Raw genomic sequence first — 26,699 nt, forward strand, 5'->3', positions numbered from 1 at the left:
CGTGGTCAGCGGTGAGAGGCGATATCGCGTACGCGCGGCCGGTAAAGCGTCCAAAGTGCAACAATCCCCAACGCAAAGATCGCGGCAGGCACAAGTGTCAGCGCGATTTCCAGCGTGGCCAGCGCCTGCGGGGTCTGATCGACTACCCCGCTGTCAGAGGCGCGCCAGCCCGCGACAGACAGGATCAGGCCCAGCAGCAAGGGGGCCAGTGCGTTGGCGACCTTTTGTCCGAACAGCCAGACGGCGCTGAACGCCCCTTCGATTGCGGTGCCGGATCTGCGGCGGGTCACGTCCATCAGGTCAGGATACATGGCCCAAGGCACCTGTTGATAGGCGCCGTTGGTCATGCCCGCCAGCAGGAACAGCCCGGCCAGCGGTCCCAGCGTCGGTGCAGGCAGAACGGCCCGGATGCCCAGCAGCACGGCGATATAGGCCAGCATCCCCAGCGCAAGTGCCGTGGTTTTACCAAAACGACGTGACGCCAGAACCCAGATCGGCTGCGAGATGACAGAGCCCACAATGAACATCGCAAACAGCGTCGAAAAGATGCCCAGCGCCCCTGCAAGACCCGATAGCGCCCCCGTGCCGTCGTCGGTCACAAGGTAGAGCGCGGACAGTTGCAGCCCTGCCGCGATCAGCGCCACCCCCAGCGTGAACACGCCGTAGAGCAGCGTCAGGATGGCAAAGGGCCGGTTTTCCAGCACCAGCCGCAACACGCTGACGAACCCTTGGGTTGCGGGGGTCGGGATCGTCGGCGCGCGACGGGTGGCAAACAGCATCCCCCAGATGGTCAGCACGATCACCGGGGCCACCAGCAGGACGGCGCGGGCATAGCCTTCGCGCGTATCACCGGCCAGCGCAGGCACCAGCGCGCCAGCGATCAACAGGCCCAGCGACGCAAATGTCATGCGAAACGCCATCATGGTGGACCGTTCGGTCGGGTCTTGGGTCATTTCACCGGCCATGGCACCATAGGGGATCGTGACAAAGGTAAACCCGATGGACGCGAGGGCGAAAAACGCCGTGACCCACAGGGCGTTGGCCTGCCAGCCCATCCCCTGCGGCACGGCGAACATTGCCACGATCCCCGCCGCGAGGATCAGCGCGCCCAAGGCAATCCAGGGCATCCGCCGCCCCCAGCGCGAGGTGCTGCGGTCGGACCAGTAGCCCACGATGGGGTCCGTGATCACGTCGAACCCCAGCACGGCAAAGGTGACGACACCTGCCGCACCCGGCGGGACACCGAGAAACGTTGTCAGATAGGTGAACACCAGCAGCTGTTTGACCACGACAAAGACGTTTACGCCCATATCGGCCAGACCCCAGCCTGCCTTTTGTCCCATGCTCAACATGATGCGCCCTCCCAAGCCCTGCGATACGCTAGGGCCAAAGAGGTGCGCCGCCTAGCCGGACGTTGCGTTCAGCACGTCGGAGATCGCGGTGGTGATCAGGTCCAAACAGGTCGGGTCGGAAAACCGGTGATCGGCCCCTTTGACCAGCGTCAGGGTCATGTCGGGGCCGGTCGCGTGACCCAGCAGGCGCAGGGCCACCGATTGATCGACGTCGGCGTCAGCGGTGCCTTGCAGGAACCGGGTCGGGAACGGCAATGGCAGAGGGTCGCGCAAGACAAGGTGGTTGCGGCCATCGTCAATCAGGCGGCGGGTGATGATGTAGGGATCGCCGTAGTCGCTGGGCAAGGCGATCTGGCCCTTGTTCGCCAGATCATCGCGCTGGGCGGGGGTGGCATTGGCCCACATGGAATCTTCGGTAAAGTCGGGGGCAGCGGCGATGGTGACCAGACCTGCGATGCGGTCAGGGATGGCGCGGGACAGCAACAGTGAAATCCAGCCGCCCATGGAGGATCCGACTAGGACCAGCGGCCCGTCGATCAGACTGACGGCGGCCTGCGCGTCCTGAAACCAGTCACCGATTGCACCCTCGGTAAAGGCGCCAGAACTGTCGCCGTGACCCGAATAGTCGAACCGCAGAAATGCGCGCTTGTGGGACTTGCACCAGTCTTCGAGATAGACCGCCTTGGTCCCGCCCATGTCGGATTTGAAACCGCCCAGAAACACGACCGTCGGACCCTGCCCCGCTGTCAGGTGATATGCGATCTGGCGACCCTCGGGCGTGGTCAGGGTATCATGCGTCATCTTGCACCTCGTTCAGGCCCAGCGACAGGGCGCTTGCTGTCCAACACATCACGGCGAACAGGGCGATGACAAGGGGCACCGACACGGAGGCGATACCAGCAAACGCCGCACCGGCGGCGAACAGAACGACGCCGACGACCGTGTTTGACAGGGCCGTATAGGGCGCGCGATCGGCTGCGTCGGCCATATCGACCAGATGCGTGGACCGGCCCTGACGCACCCCGTTGTAGGCGATCATCAGGCCGAACAGCGCCAGCGGAATTACACCCGGCGCGCCGATGCCACCCAGCCAGTCCAGCAGGGCGACGACAGACAGCACGCCCCCACCCGCAAGACCCGCGTACAGCAGCACGCGGCGCGACGACCGGTCAGACAGCCGCCCCCAGACGTAGGATGACAGTAGTGAGGCGATGGCACTGGCCAGCACCAGCGCGCCCAGTTGGCCAAAGCCCGAGTCCGGGTTCAGCAAAACGAAATACGGCGGGGCCAGTGCCGTGCCCACCAGCAGGCTGCGCACGACGATGAACCGCATCAGCTGCGGGTCCTCACGCAGCAGTCTGAACTGGTCCCAGCCGATGCTGCGCGCAGCGTCGCCCGTGCTGGGCTGTTCGCGCAGGGTGGCGAAAATGGCAGCTCCCCCGATCCAGAAACCGCCCGCCAGCAGCAGGGCGGCAATGACGACGGCATAGCGGTCGCCGATCCCGGTCAGCAGGATCAGCGCGAACACGATCACACCGACGCTGGCCGCCGTGCTGGCCGCACCCGTGGCCGTGCCGCGCCGCGATTTGCCGACGGTTTTGCCCAGCACGTCCTTGTAACTGGCGGAACAGACCGACCGGGCCAGCGCCAGCACCGCCAGCAGGCCCACGATCACAGCACCCGCCGCATTGCCGTCCAGCGTCAGCGCCGCCACGGCAATCAGGATTGCGCAGATACCCTGGACAAATGCGCCACCCGCCCAGAACCATTTGCGGATGGTCTGACGGGTGATCACGGGTGTTGTGAATAGTTGTGGCAACAGTGCGCCGCTTTCGCGGACGGGCACCAGCAGGCCAGTCCAAAACGCCCCTGCACCCAGCGATGTCAAAAGCCACGACAGCACCAGTTTGGGATCGATCAGACCGTCCGCGATCTTGGATCCCGACAGCGACAAGACATGGCGCAGGAAACTGCCCGGCTCGACCGCGGCGGCATCATCGGAAAGCCCACCTTGGGTATCGGGATCGTCAACGAGATATTCGAACAGGTCGTCGGGCAGGTCTTGGGGCATGGTGTCCTCTGTCTTGGTTTGCGACAGACATAGTGCGGCGTCGTGCATTGACACCATGTCCCGTGCAGGCCATTCAGACCGCACATATCCCGCAACCGGGCGCACCTGTAGGCGCCAAACAGACGAGGAGCCGACATGGCCCAGATCACCCTGACACTTCCCGATGGCAATGCACGCACATACGACGCCGGCGTCACCGCTGGCGACGTGGCTGCCGATATTTCGACCAGCCTGCGCAAAAAGGCGATCAGCGCCACGGTGAACGGCCAGCACTATGACCTTGCCTGGCCGATCTCGGCGGACGCCGATATCGCGATCAACACGATGAAGGACCGCGAGCCCGCGCTGGAACTTGTGCGCCATGACCTGGCACACATCATGGCGCGCGCGGTCCAAGAGATCTGGCCAGACACGCAGGTCACCATCGGGCCGGTGATCAAGGACGGCTGGTATTACGATTTCGACCGGGCAGAGCCGTTCACGCCGGAGGATCTGGCGACGATCGAGGCCAAGATGAAACAGATCATCAACGCCCGCGACGACGTCCGCACAGAGGTTTGGGACCGCGACCGTGCGATCCAGCATTACACCGACAAGGGCGAGCCCTATAAGGTCGAACTGATCGAGAGCATCCCCGGCGACGAGCCGCTGCGCATGTATTGGCACGGCGACTGGCAGGACCTGTGCCGTGGTCCGCATCTGCAAAACACGGGTCAGGTGCCGGGCGACTCCTGGCGTCTGATGTCCATCGCAGGGGCCTATTGGCGCGGCGACAGCGACCGCGCGATGCTGCAACGTATCTACGGCATGGCCTTTACCAACAAAGAGGACCTGAAGGCGCATCTGACGATGCTGGAGGAAGCCGCCAAGCGCGACCACCGCCGTCTGGGCCGCGAGATGGACCTGTATCACATGCAGGAAGAGGCCCCCGGTCAGGTGTTCTGGCACCCCAACGGCTGGACGATCTACACCGAATTGCAGGACTACATGCGCCGCAAACAGCGCGCCGACGATTATGTCGAGGTGAACACGCCGCAGGTGGTGAACCGCGTGCTGTGGGAAAAATCCGGCCACTGGGACAACTATCAGGACCATATGTTCATTGTCGAAGTGGACGAGGAACACGCCCGCGAAAAGACGGTGAACGCGCTGAAACCGATGAACTGCCCCTGCCACGTGCAGGTGTTCAACCAAGGTCTGAAATCCTACCGCGACCTGCCGCTGCGCATGGCGGAATTCGGGTCGTGCAACCGCTATGAACCTTCTGGCGCGCTGCACGGGATCATGCGCGTGCGCGGTTTCACGCAGGACGACGGGCATATTTTCTGCACCAACGACCAGATCGTGGCCGAAACGGAAAAATTCATCAAACTGCTTGCCTCGGTCTATGCTGATCTGGGGTTCGAGAACTGGACGATCAAACTCTCGACCCGCCCCGAAAAGCGGATCGGGAGCGACGAAAGCTGGGACCGCGTCGAGAAGGCGCTGGGCGATGCCTGTCAGGCCGCGGGCTATGATTTCGAGCTGCTGCCAGGCGAAGGCGCGTTCTATGGCCCCAAGCTGGAATTCACGCTGACCGACGCCATCGGACGTGAATGGCAATGCGGCACCTTGCAGGTTGACCCCAACCTGCCGGAACGGCTGGATGCGAATTACATCGCGCAGGACGGCGACAAACATCGCCCCGTGATGCTGCACCGCGCCGTGCTGGGATCGTTCGAGCGGTTCATAGGTATCCTGATCGAGAGCCACGCAGGCAAGCTGCCGTTCTGGCTGGCCCCGCGTCAGGTGGTCGTCGCGACCATCGTGTCGGACGCGGACGACTATGCGACCGAGATCGTGGCCGCGTTGCGCAAGGCGGGTGTGCGCGCCGAGGCCGATACGCGTAATGAAAAGATCAATTACAAGGTCCGCGAACATTCCGTCGGCAAGGTGCCCGTCATCCTCGCGCTGGGCGCGCGCGAAGTCGAGGAACGCACCGTTACCGTGCGGCGGCTGGGCGAAAAGCAGACGCAGGTGATGGATCTGCACGCAATCCTCGCATCACTCAAGGACGACGCGACGCCACCCGATCTGCGCTGAACATTAGCCAAGGAGGGCCGAATTTTCGCGAAAATTCGGTGGGGGCGCTGCCCCCAGACCCCCGGGATATTTTGAAAACAGCGCGTGCCGGCGCTCGGGTCGTGATGATCGGCGTCACGATGTTGGTCATGAGAAGCCCGATGCCTGCATATGCCTTTGCCAAGATCCGTTCCTTGAACACCAACGGACCGATCAGCACAGAAAAAAGTTCGATCTGGCCGACGCCGTAGAACAGCGCCACGGTCTGCAGCATGGAGGCAGTGAACCAGCAAAGCGACCCCGCCATGCTGGTCAGCCCGGCCCCTGCCATGCCGAAAATACGGACGTGATCTGACCAGCTCATGTGGTCCGCAATCAGAGGCTCATGACCGTCGTTTAAAAGGCTGTGGCGCACGCCAGCGTGATGACCGCGCGGAAAAACACGTCCCCTTAAGCCAGTGAGAGTGACGCACCACGATAGCCTGCGACCGATAGTGCGAAAAACATGCCATATCCCAGGCCAAAGCAGCCGCCCGATTGAACAGACGACTGTGCCATGGGCCTATGGCCTGCGGTTCATCCGAGAGGAGCAGCACCCCCGGCAGGCCGAACAAGAGTGCCAGCCAGGCGACCGTAGGTAAACTTTCGCCCAATATGAGCACGGCAACGAGCGCGGACAGGACAACCTTTGCCTCCTTGAAAGGTACCCCAACGGCAAAGTGTCGATGGATAAACAGAGTGACGACACAGAGCGTTGCGAGGATTTGCGACGCGCCGTCCAGAACAGCGAGCCCCAGATGCGGCGGCAAAAGTGTTGCCGCCTGATCAGTTGCGCTTGCGTCGATCAAGGCGAGAAGAGCCGTGAGCGGCGCGGAATAGACAAACCGTGCAAAAGTTTCGCCAGCGGTTGAGAGGATCGCGGGCCGCAATTGTTTTTACAGCATGAACCGGATGGTCTTGGGCAGCCGCCGCGCCAAGTGTGACCCAGACCCAAAGATAAGGCCAATTCACTTGCGCCCCACAGCGCGGCCGGCACCGTCAGGCATCGGCAATCCCGCATGGGCCGCAGCGATGCGCGCCAGCGGGATAGCGACGGCGTCACTTGGTGCGCAAGCCGACCGGGTCGTCAGGCTGACGTGGATCAACATATGTTCCCCCGTTGCCAGCAGCCTGTCCCCCGCCCACATGCGGTGAAAGAGATGCATCTTTTTCCCACGCCCCGCCAACACTTGCGTGTCGATGTGGATACCGGTTCCCTCCTGCACCTCGTCGAGGTGACGGATATGGGTTTCCGCGGTGAAAAAGCTGTGACCTGCCGCGACATAACCGGGTGTACATCCCACGAGGATCATCATGCGGTCCGTCGCCTCGCCAAAGGCATGCAGGTAGCGCGCTTCGGTCATATGGCCGTTGTAGTCGGTCCAGTCCAGCGGGACAGCGCGGGCAAAGGTGGTCACGGGCCGCGATAGATCAACCACGCTGGCAAGTGTTCGTGGCACCGTGTCCCGTGCCAGGTCCAGCGCGTTCAGGACGCTTCCCACACCGTGATTGCGGGTCTTGAACCCGCGCAACAACGTCACCAGCAGCCTGTCCCGCGCGTCCCCGTCAGGTACACAGTCCGCAACCATGCAAAGCGCTTGCTGTGTCTCAACCAGTGCCGTGTCACGCGATGCGTTCTCACCCACTGGCACCATGCCCAGTGATCTGAGCGTCGCGACCGCACCGGCGACCACGGGCGCGGGATTGGCCGGGCTCTGCGTCATTGCAACCGACGGCATGAGGTAGATCGGATCGAAGCCCACTGCGCCGATGATCTGGCCGGGAGAGGCTGTCGCCGATTGCAACGCTGCAACGTCATGATCCGCGCTGCCGATCGCGATGATGGCGGTTAGTGGGCAGAGGGCCGCGACCGTGGCAATCAGGTCCCGGGCGGCCGGCAGGTCAGGTGGCGGGCAAACCGTGATCCAGTCCACCCCGGCCACAGTCGCGGCAAGGTCCTGCTGCAGGCTGCGGCGTCCCGGGCGGGGCGGCACAACGTCACTCAGGCTGGACAGCGCGCGGCCTGCACGCGCCAACAGGTCGGACCCTTGCGCAGAGGACGGGACCACACCGGCGTGAACCACCACGTCCCACCCCATCAACTGGAAACGTGCAGCCCAGCCGGCCGCAGCGGGTCCTGATCCGATGATCGCAGCGCGCGGCACGTCAGTTCGCCGTCGCCAGATCCTGCATTTCGCGCGCGGCGTTCATGTCGGTCTCGACGGTCGGATCGTCGATCACGGCGCGCGGAACGGGATTACGTTTTACCGATGGATCGCAGGCAGTCATGGGGCTGTTTGCATCGCGGATGATCAGCCCGCCACCGGCGCGGCATTGTTCAAACGACATGGACGACCCGACGACCAAAAACTCGCGAAAGCCAGGTTCAGTCCCGCCGGGCGCGTTGGTCATGGTGCCGACCTCACAACCGGCCACGAGGACCAGCGCCCCCAAAGCTGTCAGAAGTCGTGTCATTGCGGCACCTCCATCAATCGGTTCAGGTCATAGCCGTTGAAGTCGAGGACCTCTTTTGCGGCAGTCAGACGGTCTGCGGGGATATCGGGTGTGCGGTTCAAGATCCAGCCCGAACGCCCGTCGGGCGCACCCACCACGGCCGTGCGATACCCCTCGTCCACCCATAGCACCCAGTAATCGCCCCGCACAAACGGGACGTTGTCGAAACTGACCTTCAACCTGCCCGGCCCCACGACCTCGGCCCGGCCCTGGATCGTGGACCTGACGGTGCCGTCGGCATTGCGACAGGTGTTCAGGACCGACAGGCTTCCGTCAGGCAAGGCTGCGTAATCCGCCGAAACACCCGTACAGCCAGCCTCGAACGGGACCGGATAGCGGGCGACCTCGTACCAGCGTCCGACGTAGCGGTCAGGCTGGAACAGCGCGGCAGAGGCAATCGGCTGATCGCGGTCGCGGTATACCTCGAACAATCCGCCGACCTGTTCGTCCGGGAGGGGCTTTGCGCAAGCTGCCAGCAGCAGCAGGATCGACAGACGTTTCATGACAAGTCCCCTTTTGCGCGACCTTGCCGCAGCACCGGTGACCGGGGCAAGCGTCCAGACTTCTTCTGGTCAAAAATATCCGCCCCGCCGGCGAGGCGACCCGCAGTGTCAAACCACGCGCTGCGCCCGGTACGACACGGCAAGAATGCAGTCCGCGGGGCCACAGCCCCGCGGTCCGATCAATATGGCATCGGATGGGCGCGGTGGGCCGCGTCGATGTCCTCCAGCACCTCTTGACCCAGCACCACTTCGCGCCCCGCGAGGATCTGCGCCAGTTGGTCCGCTGTCGTCGCGCCAAAGATCGCCGACACCGGAAACGGACGGCTGAATTGCCAGGCCATCGCCAGATGCACCGGGTCGATGCCGTGTTTGGCAGCAATATCCAGATAGGCCTGCGTCGCGGGCAGAACCCGGTCGGTCAGACGTCCACCCATGTCGGTGTTCAGCGACATGCGGCTGCCGTCGGGCACCTGCCCGTCCTGATATTTGCCGGTCAGGAAACCGGCAGCCAGCGGAGAGAATGACAGCAGGGTCACGTCCTCGTTCACCATGGTTTCGGAAAGGTCCGTATCCATGTGCCGGCACAACAGCGAATATTCGTTCTGGATCGACGCCATGCGCGGCAGGCCATGTTCCTCGGCCACATCGCACCATTTCGTGGTGCCCCATGCGGTTTCATTCGACAGGCCGACGGCGCGGATCTTGCCTGCCTTGACGGCCGTATCCAGCGCGCCGAGAACCTCGTGCATGTGGTCCAGCGTCTGCGCGCGGTTCTGGCCGGAGGGATCATAGGACCAGTTGCTGCGAAACGCCCAGGTGCCGCGCAGCGGCCAGTGCAGCTGGTACAGGTCGATGACATCGGTTTTCAGGCGCGTCAGGGATTCGTCGATGGCCTCTCCGATGTTCGCCCCGGAAAACCCTGCCCCATCACGTTTGAAACCGGGATTTGGTCCTGTCACTTTGGTTGCCAGCACCCATTCATCGCGACGCCCCGTCCGGGCAAACCATTCGCCAAGGTATTCCTCGGACCGGCCTGCGGTTTCCTTGGCCACGGGGTTCACGGGATACATTTCTGCGCAGTCGATGAAATTCAGCCCCGCATCCAGCGCCATGTCCATCTGGCGGTGTGCGTCGTCCATCGGGGTCTGGTTGCCGAATGTCATCGTGCCAAGGCACCAGTCGGTCACCGAAATATCCGTGCGGCCTAGGGTCAGCGTTTTCATCTGTGTCATCCTGTGTTGATTTGGCGCGCACAGTAGCCAGCCGCGACCGAACCGCAAGAGACCCGGACACGCAGCTGTCGCTGACCACTGGCCTTGCGGGCGTCCGCCCGCTAGATAGCGGGTCACACCACGACAGGATACACCATGGCCCGCCACCTCATCACCTCTGCCATTCCCTATATCAACGGGATCAAGCATCTGGGGAACCTTGTCGGATCGCAGCTGCCTGCGGACCTGTATGCCCGCTACCTGCGCGCGCGCGGCCACGAGGTGCTGTTTCTATGCGCCACGGACGAACACGGCACCCCGGCAGAACTGGCCGCGGCCAAGGCAGGGAAACCGGTGGCTGACTATTGCGCGGAAATGCACGACGTGCAGGCGCGGATCGCGGATGGTTTTGCCTTGTCGTTCGATCACTTTGGCCGGTCGTCCAGCCCGCAGAACCGGGCGCTGACCCAAGCTTTTGCCGGGCGCCTCGCCGATCAGGGTCTGATCCGCGAAGTCACCGAAGAACAGGTCTATTCCGTCACAGACGGGCGCTTCTTGCCGGACCGCTATATCGAGGGGACCTGCCCCAATTGCGGATTCGAGGATGCACGCGGGGATCAATGCGACAATTGCACCAAACAGCTGGACCCCACGGATCTGATCAATCCGCGATCCACGATTTCGGGTGCCACCGACTTGGAGGTGCGCACGACCAAGCATCTGTATCTGGAACAATCCAAGCTGAAGGGCCAGCTGGCCGACTGGATCGCCAGCAAGGCAGACTGGCCCGTGCTGACAACATCCATTGCGAAAAAGTGGTTGAACGACGGCGACGGATTGCAGGACCGGGGCATCACCCGTGATCTGGACTGGGGCATCCCGGTCAAGCGCGGGACCGAGGACTGGCCCGGCATGGAAGGCAAGGTGTTCTACGTTTGGTTCGACGCGCCCATCGAATACATCGCCTGCGCGCAGGAATGGGTGGACGCGGGCAAAGGGTCTGATTGGGAAAGCTGGTGGCGCACCGACAAGGGTGCGGACGACGTGCGCTATACCCAATTCATGGGCAAGGACAACGTGCCGTTTCACACGCTGTCGTTCCCGGCGACAATCATGGGCGCCGACGACAACTGGAAGCTGGTCGATTACATCAAGTCGTTCAACTATCTCAACTACGACGGCGGTCAGTTCAGCACCTCGCGCGGGCGCGGTGTGTTCATGGATCAGGCGTTGGACATCTTGCCCGCCGATGTCTGGCGTTGGTGGCTGTTGTCCCATGCGCCTGAATCATCGGACGCGGAATTCACCTGGGAGGCATTCCAGCAGGATGTGAACAAGGATCTGGCGGATGTGCTGGGCAATTTCGTCAGCCGCATCACCAAATTCTGCCGGTCCAAATTCGGTGAGACCGTCCCGGAGGGTGGCACAACCGGCGACGCCGAGGCCGCATTGACGGCAGAGCTGGACACCCGGTTGGCCGCCTACGCGCAGCACATGGACGCCATCGAGGTGCGCAAGGCCGCAGCAGAACTACGCGCGATCTGGGTCGCGGGTAATGAATACCTGCAATCGACAGCCCCCTGGACCACGTTCAAGACGGACCCCGAACAGGCGGCCTGTCAGGTGCGTCACGGTCTGAACCTGATCCGGCTCTATGCCATCCTGTCCGCCCCGTTCATCCCCGACATGGCCCGCATCATGGCAGAGGCGATGAATGTCACCGATCTGGATTGGCCCGAGGGTGCGGCAGCGGCGCTGACCGCCCTGCCCGCAGGCCATGCCTTCGTGGTGCCTGAAAATCTGTTCACCAAAATCACCGATGATCAACGCGCGGACTGGTCCGAACGCTTTGCCGGAATACGTGAGGGGTAACGATATTGGATAACACCGGCACTGTGCTAGTGTTTCCATAACCTGAACAGACTGGACCACCAACATGCGCACCATGGCCCTTATTGCGGCTTTTGCCCTGACCTCGACTGCGGCAGCCGCCGCCACCTGCGGCAATGACGCCAGCGGTTTCAACAGCTGGAAACAGCAATTCGCCCAAGAAGCGACCGCCGCTGGCATCGGCCAGCGCGGGCTCGCGGCGCTGGCGAACACCAGCTACGCGCAGCGCACGATCAATGCGGACCGCAACCAGAAATCGTTCCGCTACAGCCTGGACGAATTCATGCGCATCCGTGGAGCGGACACCATCGTGGCGCAGGGTCGTCGCAAGATCGCGAACAACCCGACGTTCTATGCCAACCTCGAGGCGCGCTATGGCGTGCCGGCAAGCGTGATCGTCGCAATCCACGGCATGGAAACCGCATTCGGCAATTTCATGGGTGACAGCAATGTGCTGAGCGCGATCACGACCCTGGCCTATGACTGCCGCAGATCGGATTTTTTCACACCACACGCGCTGGCCGCCCTGCAATTGGTGGATCAAGGTTCGATTAGTGCAAACACGATCGGCGCGATGCACGGTGAGTTGGGCCATACGCAGTTTCTGCCGGCCAACGTGATCCGCTACGGCGTGGACGGGGATGGCAACGGTGTGGTCGATCTGACCAACCAGACCGACGCGCTGTATTCCACAGCGAATTTCCTGCGCCAGAAAGGCTGGCAACCCGGTCAGGGCTATCAGGAAGGCGAGCGCAACTACGCCGTAATCCAGCAATGGAACGCGGCTGGCGTCTATCAAAAGGCCATCGCAATCATGGCCGCACGGATCGCGGGTTGACCGCGACCGTCCACGATATGGAAACAATTTTGCCTTGATTTGGTCAAGCGCGGTTGCGAGGGTCCGTCGAGGGGCCTCGCAATACGCGGGCCGGAAAACAAGCGACAAGAGGCAAGAATGGCGAGTGACAACGCTCCGAAAACCGACGCAGAGGCAACCGCACAAAAGCCGGGCACCCTGCCCAGCAAGTCGCGTTACAAGTCAGGCAACCCGTTCGAGATGCCGCAGCGGCATGATGCGAACCACCTGCTGAAGCTGTTCAAGAACCGGCGTGACACCATCCGCAAGGAAAAACTGGATCCTGAAACCGCGACCTTTGACGACGGGCTGGAGGATTATGTCTGCACCGATGCGGACAAACCCGGCAAGACGTTGCAGCGGTTCCGTGATTTCGCCCTGCCCTATACGGCGATCTATCAAGGTCAGGTGATGCAGGACCTGTGGTGCCTGTTCGAACTGGACGGCAAGCGCGAAGGTTATTTCGTCGATTTCGGTGCCACCAACGGCACGACGATGAGCAACTCGATGATCCTCGAACGCAATTTCGACTGGAAAGGCATCGTCGCCGAGCCCAACCCGATCTTTCACGAAAATTTGGCGCGTGCGCGCGAATGCCATATCAGCCACAAATGCGTGCATTCCAGCACGGGCGACACGATGGAATTCCTGATGGCGGCGCGGCCGATGTTCTCGCGCCTTGCCGATGCCTCCGACGGGCTGGAATTCGAAGAAGGCGGTGTCGAGGAACGGATCAAGGTCGAAACGATCACGCTGAACGACCTGCTGGACGAATATGACGCGCCCGACGTCATCGATTTCATTTCCATCGACACCGAAGGGTCGGAAATGGACATCATGGAAAAATTCGATTTCGGACCGCGTCACGTGCGTCTGTTCGCGATCGAGCATAACCACGAGGAGCGGCGCGATCACATCCTGGAACTGATGACGTCAAAGGGATACGTGCGCCGATTGCCCGAACTGTCGAAATTCGACGACTGGTACATCCACGAAAGCGATATCCGCGACTGACCGCGATGGGTGGCGGATCGAACGGTCCGCCGCCTAGCTGCGCCGCAAGCGCAACACCACATCCACAGCGACCACATGCGTGCCCTCGGGAGCGGCAGGCAGATTGCGGATATCCAGCGACTCGCGTGGGGCGTCGGTCAGTTCGGCGGAATCTTCCCAGAAAAAATGCGGATGGTCGCACAGATCGGTGTCAAAATAGCTCTTGGCACCGTCAACCACGATTTCGCGCAACAGGCCCGCATCGCAAAACGCGCGCAGCGTGTTGTAAACGGTCGCCAGCGACACCTTGCCGTCAGCGGCACTGGCGGCCTCGAACAATGTTTCGGCGGTCACATGGCGGTCACGTCCGTCGCCCATCAACAGGGCAGCCAGTGTGACGCGCTGACGGGTGGGACGCACATTGGACTGCGACAGCCATTGCGTAGCACGTTCCGCGTGGACGGGGGTGATATCGGGAAATCCTGCCATACCGTCGTTATATGGGAACGCGGTGCCGCTATTCAATGACTTTTCCACCCTGCCGTGGTCCCGTTGACTTGCACGCTGCAGAGCCGGAGTGATAGGTCTGTTCACGCACCTGTAACACAGAGAAACATTGCAAAGGACGCCCATGGCCGATTTCCCCTCATCCTTCGACCGCGACGATCTTTTGAAATGTGCGCGGGGTGAATTGTTCGGCCCCGGTAACGCGCAGCTGCCCGCGCCGCCGATGCTGATGATGGACCGAATCACCGACATTTCCGGGGACGGCGGTGCACATGGCAAGGGGCACGTGGTCGCTGAATTCGACATCAAACCCGACCTGTGGTTTTTCGACTGCCACTTTCCGGGCAATCCGATCATGCCCGGCTGTCTGGGCCTGGATGGTCTGTGGCAGCTGACGGGGTTCAACCTGGGCTGGCGCGGCTGGCAGGGGCGCGGCTATGCGCTGGGTGTGGGCGAGGTCAAACTGACCGGCATGGTGCGTCCTGACCGTAAGATGCTGACCTACAAGATTGATTTCACCAAGGCGATCCAGACCCGTCGTTTGACCATGGGTGTGGCCGACGGCATCGTCGAAGCGGATGGCGAGGTCATCTACATGGTCAAGGACATGAAGGTCGCCCTGTCCGAAAGCTAAGATGTCGCAGGACCCTGCGGGGGTGTTTTGCGTTTAGGACATATGAACGCTGACACCCGCCGCCTGACACTTGCCCTGATGTTCGGTGCCGTTTGCCATGGCAGTTTTGCCATCGGCGTCGGCCTGATGATGTATCATCTGTTTTTCGGGTTGTCGCACAGCTGGGGCGCGGTGCCATGGCCATTCGCTGCATTTGCCAATCTCGTGTTGTTGCTGCAGTTCCCGGTGATCCATTCGTTGTTGTTGACTGGCAAGGGCCGCGAGGTTTTGGCGTTGCTCGGGCCGGACAAGCGGCTGTCGACGACACTGTTCGCAATGATCGCGGCGATCCAGCTTGCGCTTCTCTTTGCATTCTGGACGCCCAGCGGGATCATTCTGTGGCAGGCGACGGGGGTGGCGTTCTGGGTGATGTGCGCGCTTTACGCTGCATCATGGGGATTTCTGATGCTGGCGATCATGCAAAGCGGGTTTCAGCTGCAATCGGGGATGCTGGGCTGGTTTGCGATGGCACGGGGGCGCGACCCGAAATTTCCCGATATGCCGACGCATGGTCTGTACCGGATTATCCGCCAGCCGATCTATGCAGGCTTTGCCATGACACTGTGGACGATGCCGACCTACGCGCCCGACCAGTTGGTGTTGGCCGTGGTCTGGACCGGCTATTGCGTGATCGGACCCCTGCACAAGGAAAAGCGGTTTACCAATATCTATGGCGACAGGTTCCGCAATTTCCAGAAACGCGTGCCCTATTGGCTGCCCTTTCCCAGAAAGTCCCAAGATGACAAAGCGTAACGACCAGACCATCTATGACAGCCACGCCGCCCAATGGTGGTCCGACGAAATTCGCTGGGTGCGGACGCTGAAAAACATGGTGCCGGGGCGGCTGTCGTATTTCGACCGCTATGTGGACTGGCAGGGCAAGGCTGTGCTGGATCTGGGCTGTGCCGGCGGGTTTCTGGCCGAGGCGCTGGATGATCGCGGTGCCCTCGTGACCGGGATCGACCCGGCCAAACAGGCGATTGCCGCCGCACGCGACCATGCACAGGCAGGCGGGCGGCAGATTACCTATGATGTCGGCGTGGGCGAGGCCCTGCCCTATCCCGACGCTTGCTTTGACGCGGTGGCCTGTGTCGACGTGCTGGAACATGTCAGCGACCTGCAACAGGTGTTGTGCGAGGTGGCCCGCGTGCTGAAACCCGGTGGTGTGTTCTGCTATGATACGATCAACCGTAACCCGATTGCGCATCTGGCCGTCGTGATCATGGCAGAGGACGTGCTGCGATTGTTGCCAAAAGGCACGCATGATCCCGCGATGTTCATCAAACCGGCGGAGTTGCATGCGGCGATGAAAACTGCGGGGCTGACGCGCAAGGCAGAGACGGGACTGGGCCCGCGCGGCGTCAACCGCAGGCTGGACCCGGTGTTCGGCACGCTGCCGCTGAAAACAATGATCTACATGGGTGTTGCGGACAAAGCATGATCGGCCTGCCTTTGTGGTTGCCCCTTCTCCCACCTGTCTCGTAAACAGGAGGCAATAACCGGAGGAGAGCACTCATGCGTCGTGTCGTCATCACAGGTCTGGGCATTGTGTCCCCGATCGGAAACAACGCCCAGGAAGTCATGCAAAGCCTCAAGGCAGGCAAATCCGGTATCGAGGCCAGCCCCGAGATGGCCGAACACGGGTTCCGCAGCCAGATCGCGGGCACGCTGAAACTGAACGTGGCCGACCATGTGGACAAACGCACGCTGCGTTTCATGGGGCCGGGTGCTGCCTATGCCCACATCGCGATGGGTCAGGCGATAGCCGATGCAGGCCTGTCGGACGATCAGGTGGTGAACCCGATGACCGGCGTGATCGCGGGATCGGGCGGACCATCGACCAGTGCGATGCTGGCCGCGCACCAGACAGTGCTGAACACGGGTGCGACGAAACGGATCGGGCCATTCGCCGTGCCCAAGACCATGTCATCCACGGTCAGCGCCAACCTTGCGACGGCCTATCAGATCAAGGGCATGAATTTCTCCATCACCTCGGCCTGTTCGACGTCCCTGCATTGCATCGGGATGGCTGCACAGCAGGTCGCCCTTGGCACGCAGGACATCATGTTTGCAGGCGGCGGCGAGGAGCTCGACTGGACGCTGTCGTGCCTGTTCGATGCGATGGGGGCGATGTCGTCCAAGTATAACGACACCCCGGAAAAGGCGTCGCGTGCGTTCGATGCGGACCGCGATGGTTTCGTGATCGCCGGTGGCGGTGCCATGGTCGTGCTGGAAACACTGGACTCCGCGCAGGCGCGCGGTGCGAAAATCTATGCCGAGGTCACGGGCTTTGCCGCGACATCGGACGGGGCGGACATGGTGGCCCCCAGCGGCGAGGGCGGCGAACGCGCGATGCGCGGTGCGCTGAAAAGCCTGCCAGAGGGACGCAAGATCAGCTATATCAACGCGCATGGCACCAGCACGCCGGTCGGTGACGTGGGCGAAATTGAGGCTGTCCGCCGCGTCTTTGGCGAGGGCAGCACGCCGCCGGTCAGTTCGACAAAATCCATGACGGGCCACAGCCAGGGTGCCACCGGTGCGCAAGAAGCTGTCTATTGCCTGCTGATGTTGCAGGACGATTTCATCGCGCCGTCAATCAACGTCGAAAACCTTGATCCGGCGCTCAAGCCCGAAGAAATTGCGACCACCCGAGTGGACAATGCCGGGCTGGACACGGTGATGACGAACTCATTCGGGTTCGGCGGCACCAACGGGTCGATGCTGCTGTCGAAACTGAAGGATTGAACCGATGATCGGGATGCAGGGCAAACGCGGGCTTGTCATGGGGGTGGCCAATGAACGGTCAATCGCCTGGGGCATCGCAAAGGCAATGGCGGACGCAGGTGCGGAACTGGCGTTTACTTACCAAGGTGAGGCATTCGGCAAACGTCTGGAACCGCTGGCGGCCAGCGTCGGGTCAAACCTGATGGTCGATGTCGATGTCACGAACGAAGAAAGCATGGATGCCGCGTTCCAGATGATCAAGGATCAGTGGGGCAGCCTCGATTTTGTGGTGCATGCTATCGCCTATTCAGACAAATCGGAACTGACGGGCCGGTTCATCAATACCAGCCGCGCGAATTTCAAGAATTCGCTGACGATCTCGTGCTATTCGTTCATTGATGTGGCGAAACGTGCGTCCGAACTGATGCCCGATGGCGGTTCCCTCATGACGCTGACCTATCAGGGCAGCAACGCTGTCACCCCGAACTACAACGTGATGGGCGTGGCCAAAGCGGCGCTGGAATCGGCGGTCCGCTATCTGGCCAATGATCTGGGACCGGACGGGATCCGCGTCAATGCGATCAGTCCCGGTCCGATGAAAACGCTGGCCGGTGCCGCAATCGGCGGCGCGCGCAAGACCTACAAGCATACGGGCGAAAACGCGCCGTTGCGATCCAATGCCACGCTGGAGGCTGTTGGCGGCACGGCCGTTTATCTGGCGTCGGATGCCGGCGCATTCACGACCGGTGAAATCATCCGCGTCGACGGCGGCTATCATGTCCTCGGGATGCCACAGGGCGAAAACCTGTAGGCGGTCAGGGCCGGGTCATCCCCGGCCCTGCTGCATGATCAGGCCGGGACCACGTCGACCAGTTTCACGTCGAACGTCAGGTCCTTGCCAGCCAGCGGGTGGTTGGCGTCCAGCGTAACGGTATCGTCGGTCAGACCCACGACAGTGACGGGCACGGCCTGCCCTGTGGGTGTCTGCATTTGCAGTTGCAGACCTTCTTCCAGCGGAATTTCAGCGGGGATATCCCCGCGCGGCACGTCCTGACGGGCCTCTGGGTTGACCGGGCCGTAGGCCTGATCGGAGGGGATTTCGACCTTTTTCTCGTCGCCAACGGTCATTCCGGGCATCGCCACATCCAGGCCGGGGATGATCTGGCCAGAGCCAACGGCGAATTCCAGCGGCTCGCGACCTTCGGAACTGTCGAACACCGTGCCGTCCGAAAGGGTGCCGGTGTAGTGGATCTTGACCGTGTCGCCTGATTTCACTTGTGTCATATCATACCTCATAAATTTAAAGTCCCAACGTGGGTAACGAAGGCGGCCATGGGATGCAAACGGGTTTCCCTTTGGCGAAACCCCGTGGCAATGTCGCGCCGAAGACGCAGCAACTGGACATCCGCCATGCCATTTTTCGCAGCCGCCGACGGCACGCAGATCTATTTCGAAGAGGCGGGCGCAGGCACCCCGGTCATTGCCTTGCCCGGCCTGACGCGCAACACAGCGGATTTCGATCATGTTGCCCCCCATCTGGATTGCCGCCTGATCCGGCTGGACTACCGAGGACGCGGACAATCCGACTGGGCCGCACCCGAAACCTATACCGTCCCGGTCGAGGCATCGGATGTGCTGGCGCTGATGGACCACCTGTCACTGCCCAAGGCCGCGTTTCTGGGCACATCACGCGGGGGCATGATCGCCATGTTCCTTGCCGCAACCGCCAAGGATCGCGTCCTGGGGGTCGCCTTGAACGACATCGGACCCGAGATTGCCGAAACCGGCCTGAACGTGATCCGCGCCTATGTGGGTCAGCGGCCTGCGCAAAAAACCTATGCAGAGGCGGCGGCCCTGCGTGCCACCTTGCCGGGGTTTGCGAATGTGCCGATGGACCGTTGGCTGGCCGAGGTGCGGCAGCAATATGTGCAGACCGATGACGGTCTGGACCTGCGCTATGATCCGGCACTTGCGGGGACATTGGGCGACGGGTCCGAACCCGCGCCGGACCTGTGGCCGCTGTTCGATGCGATGGCTGGCCTACCGCTGGCGGTGATCCGGGGTGCGAATTCGGACCTCTTGACCACCGAAACGCTCGCGGAAATGCAACGCCGGCGGCCAGATGCCATCGTTGCGACCGTGCCGGACCGGGCGCATATCCCGTTCCTGGACGAAGATAAATCGCTGGACACGCTGCACCGCTGGCTGGGAGCGATGACATGAATATCGACATGATTGATGCCGCAGCAGGCCGCCTGAACGGTCACGCGCGGCGCACCCCCCTGCTGTCGTCACCGTTTCTGGACGAACTGACCGGGCGGCGTATCCTGATCAAGGCTGAATGTCTGCAACACACCGGCAGTTTTAAATTTCGCGGTGCCTGGTCCGCGCTGTCGGCCTTGACCGATGCCCAGCGCAAGTCGGGTGTCATCGCCTTTTCGTCGGGCAATCACGCGCAGGGCGTGGCACTGGCCGCACGGATGCACGGCGCACCTGCTGTCATCGTCATGCCGTCGAATGCCCCCGCCGTGAAAATCGCGAACACGCGTGCTCTGGGTGGCGAGGTGGTGCTGTATGACCGAGAAACCGAAAGCCGTGAGGACATCGGCGCGGCCCTGGCCCAAAAGCGTGGTCTGACGCTGGTCCGCCCCTATGACGACCCGCAGGTCATTGCCGGACAAGGCACGGTGGGTCTGGAAATTGCGGTACAGGCGGCAGAGCTGGGTGTCACCGATGCCGAGGTTCTGGTGTGTTGCGGCGGCGGCGGGCTTACCTCGGGCGTGGCCCTGGCACTGGAGGCACGCGCGCCGGGAATGCGGGTCCATCCCTGCGAACCGCAGGGTTTCGACGATGTGGCGCGGAGCCTGTCATTGGGCGAAATCCAGCGCAATCCCAGCCAGACCGGGTCGATCTGTGATGCGATCGTGACACCCGCGCCGGGGGATCTGACCTTTCCCATCATGCAGCGATTGTGCGGGCCGGGCTACGTCGTCAGCGACGACGATTGCCTGCACGCGATGGCGCAAGCGTTCCAGCGGTTTCGGATCGTGGTGGAACCAGGGGGTGCAGCGGCCATGGCCGCGGCGCTGACACAGTCAATGGCCGACACGGTGATCGCCGTTGCCACGGGCGGAAACGTCGATCAGGCCATGTTCACACGCGCATTGGAGACGCTGACATGATGGTTGAAAACAACGGTGTGCGCCTGAATGTGCAGGTCGACGGGGCGCAGGGCCCTGATGCGCCCACGGTGGTTTTTGCAAATTCGCTGGGCACGAACCTGCATCTGTGGGACCCGATCATGGACCTGCTGCCCGCCGGACCGCGCTATATCCGTTGGGACAAACGTGGGCACGGCGCATCTGACGTGCCACCCGCCCCCTACAGCATGGGCACGCTGATCGCGGATGCAGAGGCGGTTTGCGACGCCCTCGCGGTGCGCGACTGCGTGTTTGTCGGGTTGTCCGTGGGGGGCATGATCGCTCAGGGCCTCGCCGTGAAACGCATGGACATCGTGCGTGCGATGGTGCTGTCGAACACGGGGGCCAAGCTGGGCACGCCCAAGCTGTGGAATGACCGGATTGCAGCAGTGCGGTCGCAGGGCATGGCGGCATTGGCTGACGGCATCATGGAACGCTGGTTCGGGCCAGCCTTTCGCAAATCGCCGGCCGTCGCGCCGTGGAAGGACATGCTGCTGAATACCGACCCAGAGGGCTATGCCGGGGTCTGCGGTGCCATTGCGGGGACGGATTTCATCACGCCGACCTCTGGCCTGCGCCTGCCGACCATGGGGATCGCGGGGTCTGATGACGGATCAACCCCGCCCGATCTGGTGCGTGAAACCGTTGATCTAATCCCGGGATCGGATTTTCACATCATCCGTCGTGCGGGCCACTTGCCCTGTGTCGAACAACCGCAGGAATACGTCGACCTGTTGACCGGGTTTCTGACCCGCACCGGCACGATCTAGGTGCGCCTGCCCGTCGTTTTCATCCTCGTCACCGTCGTGATCGACGCGATGGGGATCGGGCTGATCCTGCCCGTCATGCCCGACCTGATCCAGTCGATCGAAGGGGCCGGAGTCGCGCGTGCAGCGTTATGGGGCGGGATGCTGGCGTCGATCTTTGCGGTCATGCAGTTCCTGTTCGGCCCGCTTTTGGGCGCGCTGTCGGACCGCTGGGGCCGCAGGCCGGTTTTGCTGGTCGCACTGGCGGTGATGGCCCTGGACTATGTTCTGATGGCAGTGGCGCATACGATGGCGCTGCTTGTCATCGGGCGCATCATCGGCGGCATCACCGCAGCCACGCAATCTACCGCCGGGGCCTATATGGCCGACATCAGCAAGCCAGAGGAAAAAGCAGCCAATTTCGGTCTGATCGGCGCAGCCTTTGGCGTGGGGTTTGTGTTGGGGCCGCTGATCGGCGGGCTCCTGGCCGAATTCGGAACCCGCGCACCGTTCTATGCAGCGGCGGTGCTGGCCGGGCTGAATTTCGTCTTTGGGTATTTTGTCCTGCCAGAGACCGTCACCGACCGGATCCGGCGCCCGTTCAGCTGGCGCAGGGCCAATCCCGTGGGGGCATTCCGACACATCGGTGCATTGCCCGGCGTGGGGCGGCTGTTGGTGGTGATTTTTGTCTATGGCGTCGCCTTTTATGTCTATCCGGCCGTCTGGGCCTATTTCGGCACCGAACGCTTTGGCTGGGGGCCGGGTATGGTTGGCCTGTCGCTGGGCCTGTTCGGCATTGGTATTGCTGTCGTCCAAGGCTTCCTTGTCGGGCCAGCAATCCGGCGGTTCGGGGAACGTGGCACCGTGCTGTTGGGCCTTGGCGTCGACATCGCGGCCTTTGTGGCGCTGGGGTTCGTCAGCAACGGCTGGATCGCATTGGCACTGACCCCGTTGACGGCGATCGGGTCCATCGCCGGCCCGGCATTGCAAGGGATCATGTCGCGCAGGGCCGCCGACAACCAGCAAGGCGAATTGCAGGGCGTACTGACCAGCACCCATGCGGTCGCCACGATCATCGGGCCGCTGGCGATGACCCAGACGTTCTATGCCTTCACCGTGCCGGGGGCCGCGATCTACCTGCCCGGCGCACCCTTTCTGCTCGCCGCTGGCCTTACGCTGATCTGCGTTGCCATCGTTCTTGCCACGCCACGCGCCCGCGCGGCATGATCCCGACAAAGGAGCCGCCCATGACCCCAATCAAAGCTGCTGTCAGCTACGCCCACAACACACCGCTTTCGGTGGAAACGGTGCACATCCGCCCGCCCGGACCGGGCGAAGTGGAGGTCACGCTGAAGGCCTGCGCAATCTGTCACTCCGACATTCACTATGCCGAAGGTGCCTGGGGTGGCACCCTGCCCGCGATCTACGGTCACGAAGCAGCGGGTCAGATCACGGCTGTCGGTGACGGGGTTCGCGGGCTTGCACTGGGTGACAGCGTCGTCGTGACCTTGATCCGCGCCTGTGGATCCTGTGCCACCTGTGGGTCGGGCATGCCGGTGCTGTGCGGCACACCGCCGGCCTATCAGACGCCACTGACAACGCTGGATGGTGCGCCGATCGTGCAGGCGATGAACGCCGGGGCCTTTGCCGAACGTGTGGTCGTGGACCCCAGCCAGGTGGTCAGGATTTCCCCCGATATCGATCCTGTCGCCGCATCCCTGCTGGCCTGTGGCGTCATCACCGGCGTGGGTGCCGTGGTCAACGCGGCAAACCTGCGGGCGGGTCAGGACGTGGTGGTCATCGGCGCAGGCGGCGTCGGTCTGAACGCAATCCAGGGCGCGCGGATCGCTGGTGCGCGCCGGATCGTCGCCGTCGACATGACGCCGGAAAAGCTGGCCATTGCAAAGGAATTCGGCGCGACGGACGGCGTGCTGGCCACGGACGACAAACCCTGGCGCGCCGCGAAAAAGGCGATGAGTAAAGGGGCCGATGCGGTCATCATCACCGTTGGTGCGATCCCGGCATTCGACACGGCGGCCCAGTACCTCGGCATGGGCGGCAAGGTCATCATGGTCGGCATGCCCCATTCGGGTGCCACATCCACCTATGAACCCGTGATGTTCGCAGCCACCGGCCAAGGCATGATCGGGTCGAAAATGGGCGACGTCGTCATCGCGCGCGACATCCCCTGGATGGTCGATCTCTACGAACAAGGACGACTGAAGCTGGACGAGCTCGTCAGTCAAACCTGGCCGCTGGACCAGATCAACGCGGCCATCGCCGACACCAAAACCGGATCGGCCAAGCGCAACGTCATCGTCTTTGACTGACGCTCTGCATCATCTTGCCAAAAATACTCAAAACAGGGACGCATGATGAAACTCGCTGACCTCGACATTATCGTCACGGCACCACCGGCCCCGGGCTGGGGCGGCCGCTATTGGATCCTGGTCAAGGTCACGACGGATACGGGCATCACCGGCTGGGGCGAATGTTATGCCAGCAGCGTCGGACCCGAGGCCATGCGCGCCGTCATCACCGATGTATTCGCCCGGCACATGGCCGGGGAAAACCCCGAAAATATCGACCTGATGTACAGGCGGGTCTATTCCGCGGGCTTTACCCAAAGGCCTGATCTGACGGTGCTGGGCGCCTGGTCCGGGCTGGAAATCGCTTGCTGGGACATCCTGGGCAAGCACCGTGACCGCCCTGTTCATGCGCTGATCGGCGGGCGCACGAACGACCGCATCCGCGCCTATACCTACCTTTATCCGCAGGCGCAGCACGCCCTGCCCGATTTCTGGTCCAGCCCGGATATGGCCGCCCAGTCCGCCACCGCCATGGTCGCGGCAGGTTATACGGCGGTGAAATTCGACCCTGCCGGTCCCTATACGATCCGGGGCGGGCATATGCCGTCGATGCACGATATCTCGCTGTCGGTGGCGTTCTGCCGCGCCATCCGCGAAGCCGTGGGCGACCGCGCCGACCTGCTGTTCGGCACGCACGGGCAGTTTTCCACCGGTGGTGCGATCAGGCTGGGTCAGGCCATCGCCCCCTATCAGCCGCTGTGGTTCGAGGAACCGATCCCACCCGACAATACTCACGAGATGTCCAAGGTTGCAGCCAAGGTCAGCATCCCCATTGCCACGGGCGAACGCCTGACGACCCGGTCCGAATTCGCGCCCGTCTTGCGGTCCGGGGCCGCCACAATCCTGCAACCCGCGCTGGGGCGCTGCGGCGGCATCTGGGAGGCGCGCAAGATCGCCGTGCTGGCAGAGGCCTATAACGCGCAGATCGCGCCGCACCTTTATGCCGGTCCGATCGAATGGGCCGCAAACATTCAACTCGCTGCTGCCATCCCGAATATCCTGATGGCCGAGACCATCGAAACGCCGTTCCATTTCGACCTGATCAAACACAGCCTGCGGGTCGAGGATGGTTATATTCCCGTGCCCACCGCCCCCGGTCTGGGGATCGAGGTGGACGAGGAGCTGGCGCGGGCCCATCCCTACACCGGCGCCGCATTGCACCTGGAGATGCAACAGGACGCCGTCAGCTATCACGAGGTCAATCGCTTCGCAGGTGGCGCCCCCGCCGATTGAGGCAGACGGGTTTCCACCGGCAGCGCAGTGGCGTATCCCTGAACCACGTTCACCCAAGGATGCGACATGACCACGAAAACCGAACAACGCCGCGCGGACCTGCGCGACCGACTGATTGCCAGCGCGGAACGCACCATCACGACCGAAGGTCTGCACGCGCTCAAGGCGCGCGCGCTTGCGCAGGATGCCGGCTGTGCCGTGGGCGCGATTTATACGGTGTTTGACGATCTGGATCAGCTGGTGCTCACGGTGAACGCGCGAACCTTTCGTCGGCTGGGTCAATTCGTTCAGGACCGCACGGCGGTGGACGGCACGCCACAGGACCGACTGGTGTCGATGGGCACCGCCTACCTGCATTTTGCCGCTGCGAATCAACCGGGCTGGCGCGCGTTGTTCGATCTGTCGATGACGGCCGACAGCCCCGTGCCAGACTGGTATCTCGCAGAACTCGGTGCCTTGTTCGCGAAAATCGCGGCCCCCCTGCGTGACCTGTTTCCCGATTGGTCGGATGCACGGATCGACCTGATGACACGCGCCTTGTTTTCCTCGGTGCACGGCATGGTTTTGCTGGGACTGGAACGGCGCATCTCGGCCGTGCCGATGGACCATATCGAGCGGATGATTGCGGTCCTGCTGCGCAACGTGACCTCGGAATAAAAATGAACGGCGTTCATTTTTATTCTTGAACGACGTTCAAACTTGATCTAACTCTTTTCGTGAACACCGTTCAAGAATGGAGAGATCGCATGTTCAAGACCTTGACGACCCTTCTGTCCGCGAGCAACGCACGCGCAGAAACCCGCCTGCGCGATACGTTTGCGATTGAATTGATCGACCAGAACATCCGGACCGCAGAGGCCCGGCTCAGGGCTGCCAAGGCGACCCTGGCAAGTCTGATCCAGCGCCAGCGCATGGCGGATGCGGCATTAACGCAGCTCAACGGACGCATCAGCGATCTGACCCGCCGTGCGCGGCAGGCGCTGGCGGCAGGCCACGACGATATGGCGCGCGAGGCTGCATCTGCCATTGCGCAGATGGAAAACGAGGCGGCGGACCGGGCCCAGACCTGTGCGACGCTGGATCAGCGCGTCCTGCGGTTGCGCGCCAGTGTCGAAACAGGCCACCGCCGATTGATCGACCTGCGTCAGGGTGCAGCCCAGGCCCGTGCGGTCAAGAAAGAACAGGATATCCAGATGCGCCTGCATCAGCAGACCGGCGACACCGGGGCCGATGCGGCCGAGGAACTGATCACGCGGGTTCTGGAACAGTCAGACCCGTTCGAGAAACACGAGATCCTGCAAGAGTTGAACGCCGAACTGTCCCATGACGGGCTGACCGACCGCATGGCGGATGCGGGGTTTGGCCCGGCAGACCGCGTGACACCTGCCGCCGTGCTGGCACGCCTGACATCCAACCAAGACTAATCACCGATCAAAGGACTATCCAAAATGAACAATCGTTCCGACAACGCGCTCATCATGTTTTTCAACGGCATCGCCGTGGTTGTGGCCTACGGCATGCTTGGCCTGTCACTCTGGCTGTCACCCGATGTTCCGCTGGCGACCAAGGGTTATTGGGGCATCGGCATTCTGCTGCTGACACTCGCGCTGGTGAATTTCGTCAAATACCGCTTTGACGACCGCCTGTCCGAGGATCGCATTCAGCGGCTGGAAGAGGCGCGCAATGAACGCCTGCTGTCCGAATACGTCAGCGATAAGGACGTCTAGACCTGCACATCCGGGTCACACTCTGCCGTG

The 26,699-nt window shown here is 62.4% G+C and carries 28 protein-coding genes; 18 read left to right on the forward strand and 10 right to left on the reverse strand.

Annotated elements, in window-relative coordinates; all coding sequences use genetic code 11:
* Window positions 1–5 precede the first annotated feature (5 nt).
* The 3 genes from BMX27_RS05980 to BMX27_RS05990 are packed head-to-tail and all read right to left on the reverse strand — an operon-like array spanning window position 6 to window position 3,423.
* Window positions 6–1,352, reverse strand: a complete 1,347-nt coding sequence (locus BMX27_RS05980; protein WP_256212408.1) for an MFS transporter — start codon at window positions 1,350–1,352, stop codon at window positions 6–8.
* Window positions 1,353–1,403: 51 nt separating this feature from the next.
* Complete coding sequence (locus tag BMX27_RS05985; protein ID WP_090158970.1) at window positions 1,404–2,153, reverse strand: alpha/beta fold hydrolase; 750 nt, start codon at window positions 2,151–2,153, stop codon at window positions 1,404–1,406.
* Window positions 2,143–3,423 carry an MFS transporter gene (locus BMX27_RS05990; RefSeq protein WP_090159203.1) on the reverse strand — a complete coding sequence of 427 codons (1,281 nt, stop codon included), beginning with the start codon at window positions 3,421–3,423 and terminating at the stop codon, window positions 2,143–2,145. The genes BMX27_RS05985 and BMX27_RS05990 overlap by 11 nt, the downstream gene beginning before the upstream one ends.
* Window positions 3,424–3,558: 135 nt before the next feature.
* On the opposite strand from BMX27_RS05990, the gene thrS reads away from it, so the two are divergent.
* Window positions 3,559–5,505, forward strand: a complete 1,947-nt coding sequence (gene thrS / locus BMX27_RS05995; RefSeq protein ID WP_090158971.1) for a threonine--tRNA ligase — start codon at window positions 3,559–3,561, stop codon at window positions 5,503–5,505.
* On the opposite strand, the gene BMX27_RS16820 is transcribed toward thrS, so the two are convergent.
* From BMX27_RS16820 to BMX27_RS06020, 5 genes are all read right to left on the reverse strand, one after another.
* Window positions 5,471–5,899: a hypothetical protein gene (locus BMX27_RS16820; RefSeq protein ID WP_177172665.1), complete on the reverse strand. Its 429-nt coding sequence runs from the start codon at window positions 5,897–5,899 to the stop codon at window positions 5,471–5,473. The genes thrS and BMX27_RS16820 overlap by 35 nt on opposite strands.
* Before the next feature lie 592 nt (window positions 5,900–6,491).
* Window positions 6,492–7,688, reverse strand: coding sequence for a thioesterase family protein (locus BMX27_RS06005; protein WP_090158972.1), 1,197 nt, complete (start codon window positions 7,686–7,688; stop codon window positions 6,492–6,494).
* Window position 7,689: 1 nt separating this feature from the next.
* Window positions 7,690–7,998, reverse strand: coding sequence for a hypothetical protein (locus BMX27_RS06010; RefSeq protein ID WP_090158973.1), 309 nt, complete (start codon window positions 7,996–7,998; stop codon window positions 7,690–7,692).
* Window positions 7,995–8,540 carry a lipocalin family protein gene (locus BMX27_RS06015; RefSeq protein ID WP_090158974.1) on the reverse strand — a complete coding sequence of 182 codons (546 nt, stop codon included), beginning with the start codon at window positions 8,538–8,540 and terminating at the stop codon, window positions 7,995–7,997. The genes BMX27_RS06010 and BMX27_RS06015 overlap by 4 nt, the downstream gene beginning before the upstream one ends.
* Window positions 8,541–8,719: 179 nt before the next feature.
* Entirely contained in the window at window positions 8,720–9,763 is a 1,044-nt protein-coding gene (locus BMX27_RS06020; RefSeq protein ID WP_090158975.1) for an aldo/keto reductase, read from the reverse strand.
* A gap of 144 nt (window positions 9,764–9,907) precedes the next feature.
* Between BMX27_RS06020 and metG the strand changes: the two genes are divergently transcribed.
* From metG to BMX27_RS06035, 3 genes are all read left to right on the forward strand, one after another.
* Window positions 9,908–11,623, forward strand: a complete 1,716-nt coding sequence (gene metG / locus BMX27_RS06025; protein WP_090158976.1) for a methionine--tRNA ligase — start codon at window positions 9,908–9,910, stop codon at window positions 11,621–11,623.
* A 73-nt stretch (window positions 11,624–11,696) separates the two neighbouring features.
* A complete protein-coding gene (locus BMX27_RS06030) occupies window positions 11,697–12,479 on the forward strand; it encodes a lytic murein transglycosylase (RefSeq protein WP_177172675.1) in 783 nt (260 codons plus the stop codon).
* Window positions 12,480–12,596: 117 nt separating this feature from the next.
* Window positions 12,597–13,511, forward strand: coding sequence for an FkbM family methyltransferase (locus tag BMX27_RS06035; protein WP_090158978.1), 915 nt, complete (start codon window positions 12,597–12,599; stop codon window positions 13,509–13,511).
* A gap of 33 nt (window positions 13,512–13,544) precedes the next feature.
* Here BMX27_RS06035 and irrA read toward each other — a convergent pair whose 3' ends face one another.
* Window positions 13,545–13,979, reverse strand: coding sequence for an iron response transcriptional regulator IrrA (irrA, locus tag BMX27_RS06040; RefSeq protein ID WP_056038227.1), 435 nt, complete (start codon window positions 13,977–13,979; stop codon window positions 13,545–13,547).
* A gap of 142 nt (window positions 13,980–14,121) precedes the next feature.
* Here irrA and fabA point away from each other — a divergent pair, with 142 nt between their 5' ends.
* From fabA to BMX27_RS06065, 5 genes are all read left to right on the forward strand, one after another.
* Window positions 14,122–14,631, forward strand: coding sequence for a bifunctional 3-hydroxydecanoyl-ACP dehydratase/trans-2-decenoyl-ACP isomerase (gene fabA / locus BMX27_RS06045; RefSeq protein ID WP_090158979.1), 510 nt, complete (start codon window positions 14,122–14,124; stop codon window positions 14,629–14,631).
* Window positions 14,632–14,673: 42 nt separating this feature from the next.
* A complete protein-coding gene (locus BMX27_RS06050) occupies window positions 14,674–15,423 on the forward strand; it encodes a methyltransferase family protein (protein ID WP_090158980.1) in 750 nt (249 codons plus the stop codon).
* Window positions 15,410–16,111: a bifunctional 2-polyprenyl-6-hydroxyphenol methylase/3-demethylubiquinol 3-O-methyltransferase UbiG gene (gene ubiG, locus BMX27_RS06055; protein ID WP_090158981.1), complete on the forward strand. Its 702-nt coding sequence runs from the start codon at window positions 15,410–15,412 to the stop codon at window positions 16,109–16,111. The genes BMX27_RS06050 and ubiG overlap by 14 nt, the downstream gene beginning before the upstream one ends.
* A 74-nt stretch (window positions 16,112–16,185) precedes the next feature.
* Entirely contained in the window at window positions 16,186–17,415 is a 1,230-nt protein-coding gene (locus BMX27_RS06060; protein WP_090158982.1) for a beta-ketoacyl synthase N-terminal-like domain-containing protein, read from the forward strand.
* A gap of 4 nt (window positions 17,416–17,419) precedes the next feature.
* Window positions 17,420–18,205 (forward strand): enoyl-ACP reductase FabI, encoded by a 786-nt coding sequence (locus BMX27_RS06065; protein ID WP_090158983.1) that lies wholly within the window; start codon window positions 17,420–17,422, stop codon window positions 18,203–18,205.
* Between the two features lie 38 nt (window positions 18,206–18,243).
* Here BMX27_RS06065 and BMX27_RS06070 read toward each other — a convergent pair whose 3' ends face one another.
* Window positions 18,244–18,678: an FKBP-type peptidyl-prolyl cis-trans isomerase gene (locus BMX27_RS06070; RefSeq protein ID WP_090158984.1), complete on the reverse strand. Its 435-nt coding sequence runs from the start codon at window positions 18,676–18,678 to the stop codon at window positions 18,244–18,246.
* 126 nt (window positions 18,679–18,804) lie between these two features.
* Between BMX27_RS06070 and BMX27_RS06075 the strand changes: the two genes are divergently transcribed.
* The 9 genes from BMX27_RS06075 to BMX27_RS06115 all read left to right on the forward strand — a co-directional run bounded on the left by BMX27_RS06075 (window position 18,805) and on the right by BMX27_RS06115 (window position 26,669).
* Entirely contained in the window at window positions 18,805–19,617 is an 813-nt protein-coding gene (locus tag BMX27_RS06075) for an alpha/beta fold hydrolase (protein WP_090158985.1), read from the forward strand.
* On the forward strand, window positions 19,614–20,576 hold the full coding sequence (locus BMX27_RS06080; protein WP_090158986.1) for a threonine ammonia-lyase: 963 nt from the start codon (window positions 19,614–19,616) through the stop codon (window positions 20,574–20,576). The genes BMX27_RS06075 and BMX27_RS06080 overlap by 4 nt, the downstream gene beginning before the upstream one ends.
* On the forward strand, window positions 20,573–21,364 hold the full coding sequence (gene pcaD, locus BMX27_RS06085) for a 3-oxoadipate enol-lactonase (RefSeq protein ID WP_090158987.1): 792 nt from the start codon (window positions 20,573–20,575) through the stop codon (window positions 21,362–21,364). The genes BMX27_RS06080 and pcaD overlap by 4 nt, the downstream gene beginning before the upstream one ends.
* A complete protein-coding gene (locus BMX27_RS06090; protein WP_090158988.1) occupies window positions 21,365–22,567 on the forward strand; it encodes a TCR/Tet family MFS transporter in 1,203 nt (400 codons plus the stop codon).
* Between the two features lie 20 nt (window positions 22,568–22,587).
* Window positions 22,588–23,670 (forward strand): alcohol dehydrogenase catalytic domain-containing protein, encoded by a 1,083-nt coding sequence (locus BMX27_RS06095; protein ID WP_090158989.1) that lies wholly within the window; start codon window positions 22,588–22,590, stop codon window positions 23,668–23,670.
* 45 nt (window positions 23,671–23,715) lie between these two features.
* The gene (locus BMX27_RS06100; protein WP_090158990.1) at window positions 23,716–24,942 is read left to right on the forward strand and encodes a mandelate racemase/muconate lactonizing enzyme family protein; all 1,227 of its coding nucleotides are present in this window, start codon (window positions 23,716–23,718) and stop codon (window positions 24,940–24,942) included.
* A 66-nt stretch (window positions 24,943–25,008) separates the two neighbouring features.
* Window positions 25,009–25,599, forward strand: a complete 591-nt coding sequence (locus BMX27_RS06105; RefSeq protein ID WP_090158991.1) for a TetR/AcrR family transcriptional regulator — start codon at window positions 25,009–25,011, stop codon at window positions 25,597–25,599.
* Between the two features lie 89 nt (window positions 25,600–25,688).
* Window positions 25,689–26,366, forward strand: a complete 678-nt coding sequence (locus BMX27_RS06110; protein ID WP_090158992.1) for a PspA/IM30 family protein — start codon at window positions 25,689–25,691, stop codon at window positions 26,364–26,366.
* Between the two features lie 24 nt (window positions 26,367–26,390).
* On the forward strand, window positions 26,391–26,669 hold the full coding sequence (locus BMX27_RS06115) for a hypothetical protein (protein WP_090158993.1): 279 nt from the start codon (window positions 26,391–26,393) through the stop codon (window positions 26,667–26,669).
* Window positions 26,670–26,699: the final 30 nt, after the last annotated feature.

Source organism: Loktanella sp. DSM 29012 (assembly GCF_900110705.1).
Taxonomy (GTDB): domain Bacteria; phylum Pseudomonadota; class Alphaproteobacteria; order Rhodobacterales; family Rhodobacteraceae; genus Loktanella; species Loktanella gaetbuli.